Annotated in this window: 1 protein-coding gene; it reads right to left on the bottom strand. The window is 41.8% G+C overall.

Annotated elements, in window-relative coordinates:
* Window positions 1-3,929: DUF6531 domain-containing protein (locus G3T18_RS24315; protein WP_224413183.1), on the bottom strand; the 3,929-nt coding region annotated here is incomplete at both ends.

The raw sequence follows: 3,929 nt of genomic DNA, 5'->3' as shown, positions 1-3,929 counted from the left end.
TAGCATCGTAAATATAAGTTGTCAAACCTTGATGAGAATCATTGCGACTCAAGCGATTGCCAACAAGGTCATAGTCATAGTTAATGGTACGATCTTCAGTACCCGCGATCGTAATCTTTTCGGTTCTGAGACGATGAAGTTCATCGTAGGTATAGTCAACTGTGCGTCCATTCTCCTCAACTACTTGAAGACGATTTCCTACTCGATCGAGGGTATAGTCATAACTGGAGATTAAATTAGACGCAGCGTTGTGAGTTTCGAGTTGAATTAAACGGTTGCGACTATCGTAATCGCGCGTTTCAATAATTCCACTCCCAAAACTTGTTTGAATTAAGTTACCGACAGCATCATAATCGTAATCGGCTAAAATGCGGTCAGATTCTTTTACTTGGTCGAGACGATTGAGGGCATCATAACTGTATTCGGTTGTGCTAGCATTAGTAACCAACTCCGTCAGATTACCAATGGTGTCATAGCCATAGCGAACAAACTTTCCATCCGCTTGGGTGATTGACTCCAACCAGTCGTAGTTATTATAGGTGTAATTAGTGATTCCTCTTGAGTCGGTTACGGTGAGGAGTTGTGAGGTAACAGGGTCGTAGGTGTATGTTACTGGGTCGAGGGCGGGATTGGTAAAAGTTTTGCCTTCGAGACGACCGTAGTTGTCATAGCTATAGTTAATTGTATCGCCATTGAAGTCGGTATAGCTCGAAACTAGACCCAAGGTGTCGTAAATAGTTTGGTCGGTTTGACCCATTGGCAGAGTGGTAGCAATGGTACGATTGAAGGCATCGTATTCATACTGAGTAATATTTGAGTTAGCGTCTTGAATTTGAGTCAGCCGTCCTAAATTGTCATACTCGTAATCAGTTTCAGCATCATTGACTTGTTTGATTTTGATTAACTGACTGAGATTGTTATAGAAATACTCAGTGGTGCGACCATTTTCATCAGTAGCACTGGTCACTCGGTTGAGGTTATCGTAAGTAAAGGTAATGCGAGAGTCGTCGGGGAAGATGGTGGCGATTCGACGACTGTATTGGTCGTACTCATACCGTGTAGAATGACCTAGTGCATCTGTTAATTTGACTAAGTTACGACGCTGGTCGTATTCTAATTCAGTGCGCTCATTAAGAGCGTTAATTACAGCTTTAATTTCGCCGTAAGCATCGTATTCATAACGTGTCGTTTGTCCAAGGGAGTTGGTTTCTGTTTCAACTCGTCCAAGTGTGTCGTAGGTATAGGTAATTTGAGAATTATCGAAAAAGATGATTTGTGTTACACGTGCTTTGTCATCATAGACATAGCGAGTTGTGCGATTGCGCGCGTCAGTGACGAAAGCGACTTTCCCACCTCGGTCGTAAGTGTAAGTGGTATAGTTACCGAGAAGGTCTTTTGAGCGAATCAAACGACCGAGATTGTCATACTCAAACTCTTCTCGATTGCCAAAAATATCAACATAAGCTTTTACACGACCAGCTGTTGTATATTCGGTTTTGAGGCGAGGATTATCGTCCCAATTATCAAGCGTTAAATCTGGGAGAATGGTTTCAATCTTTCTTCCCTTTGCATCATAGAGGTAGCGGGTTTCTAAACCAGTTATACCTGTTTCAGAAAATACTCGTCCAGCCGCATCATAAGTTCGATGAATGGTGGGATTATCTTGGGTATTGTTAGGAGTATTATCGGGTAAGATTACCTCAGTAGTGCGACCCTGCTCATTATGAACGTAAGTGGTTATGTTACCCAAGCGGTCTGTTGTGGAAGCTACCTGTCCGAGGGCGTTATAATTAGTTGATTGAGTATTTCCTTGAGAATTTGAGTTGGAGACGATTCGACCTTCTTTATCGTAGGTAAAATTGGTGTTGAGGGTATAGGTGTTTCCGTTGAGGGTAAATTGACTGGTGGCTGACTCCATTCTTCCGTTAGCATCGTAGGTTGAGTTCACCTCATTCCCACGACTATCTACCATGCGAATTGGATTTCCTAGCTCATCATAGCCCCATTCGATTGTTTGTCCGTCAGGGGCGACCTGACGAAGGGGACGACCTGCGCTATCGTATTGGTAGGTTGTTGTTAATCCGTCTGTGTCGGTGCTAGAAATCAGATTACCGCGACTATCGTAAACTGAAGAAACTGAAAGTCCTGTAGGAGATACAACGGTTAAAATCTGACCGCGCTGATTATAAGTCATGCGCGTTGTATTTCCTTCTCCGTCTGTAATGGTTAGGCGATTACCTTGATTATCGTAGGTATAAGTCGTGATGACTCCATCCGCATCTGTCTCACTCAACAAATTACCATCATCATCATAACTACGCTCAGTAACACCACCAACCGCATCAATCTCAGTAACAACATTACCCCGCTCATCATACTCATAAATAGTCTCATGACCAAATACATCCCGTACTGTCTGTAGCGAATTATCCGGGTCATAAACTAACTCTACCGCTTCCCCATCTACATCAATAATTCTCTTTAAGCGACCCTCTTCATCATACTCACTTCTCACCCCACTTCTTCCCAAGGGGTCGATAATCTCAGTTAAATAATGCTTCCTCCCCTCATCATACTCAAACCCAGTCCTATTCCCGGACCTATCAATAACCCCAACTAAATCACCCTCTCGATCATACTCATACTTAATCTTATTCCCCTCTGGGTCAACAACCCCCACAATCCGACCAAGATTATCCCTCTCAAACGTAATCCCAACTCCCGTATCTGAGAAAATCCCTCCCTCACTATAGGTAAGCTTATTTCCATTCGTATCCGTAACTGCAATTAAATCACCACTACTCGCATCAATTTCATACTCAATTCCTTCAGCAGTGGTTAAATAATACTTCCCACCAAACGCATCTTCATAAGCAGGATTATAAGCAATTCCACTCGGATGATAATGAAGATCTCCTTTTTTAAATAAAGTTACTGGTTTAACGCTCAAAGTTACACCATTATCGTCATCTGCTGAAAATGCCGGAACTTGAAAAATATCTAAAGCTTGTCCTAAATATGGAGGAATTAAGTGATTTTGTTCTTTGATAAATTCTTGAGCTTCTGGATGTAATTTTGGTGCAAAGGTAAAGCTGCTTCGCTCTCCTCCTGGTAAGGTAATAAAGACTTTGTCTCCTACTTCTAATCCTTGACTGGGAATACCTAAAATTTCAAATTGTTCGTCATAACCTAATGAAGTAGTTAAATCTGTATCGCGAAATTCTAAACGCCAACCATAACCAAAGTTATCACTTCTATTAGCCGTTAAACTATCATAAGTCCTCGTCAGCGATATGGGAATCCCTGCTACCGGGATTTCTAAGTCGGTAAATGATAGTTGGAAATTACCTAACTTCAGCTTCGACGCTACTTCTATCTCAGTTTCACTACTAATTTCATTTCCGGCTACATCTACTGCTCGCAAGCGTAATTGATAGCTATCATTGAGCAGTAAACTAGGGTCAATTTCACCAATAACTCCTGAAACTACCGAATTTGTCCCCCGATAAATTTCCAGCCATTCACCATCACCATTTATCGGTGTTACTTCCAGTACATAATAATCTAAATTATCGTCATCAACTGTCCCTGTTATTGATTGAGTTTCAGTAATTACCCCCTCAACCAGATTACTCAAATCTAAATTAATTTCTGGTGCATCTGGGTCATTAAATTCGGGACTATTGGGGTCAATTACCTTGACAGTTACCGTTGTTTGTGCTGTATTTCCGGCAGTGTCAAGAGCGATCGCCGTTGCCGTTAAATCCCCAACTACATCTGGAGTAAACCGAGCTAATCCATTTTTGTCAAGGGCTACAGGGAGATTATTAACTTCGAGTTGTAAACTCTCTACTTTCAGGTTATCAGTGGCGGTTACTTGCCAAACAAATTCTTGATTGATATGAGCGAGATATTCATCGCCTTGAATG

The sequence above is a fragment of the Oscillatoria salina IIICB1 genome, assembly GCF_020144665.1.
GTDB lineage: Bacteria > Cyanobacteriota > Cyanobacteriia > Cyanobacteriales > SIO1D9 > IIICB1.
The sequence above is the reverse complement of the archived record's forward strand: the minus strand, read 5'-3'. Positions and strand labels throughout refer to the sequence as shown.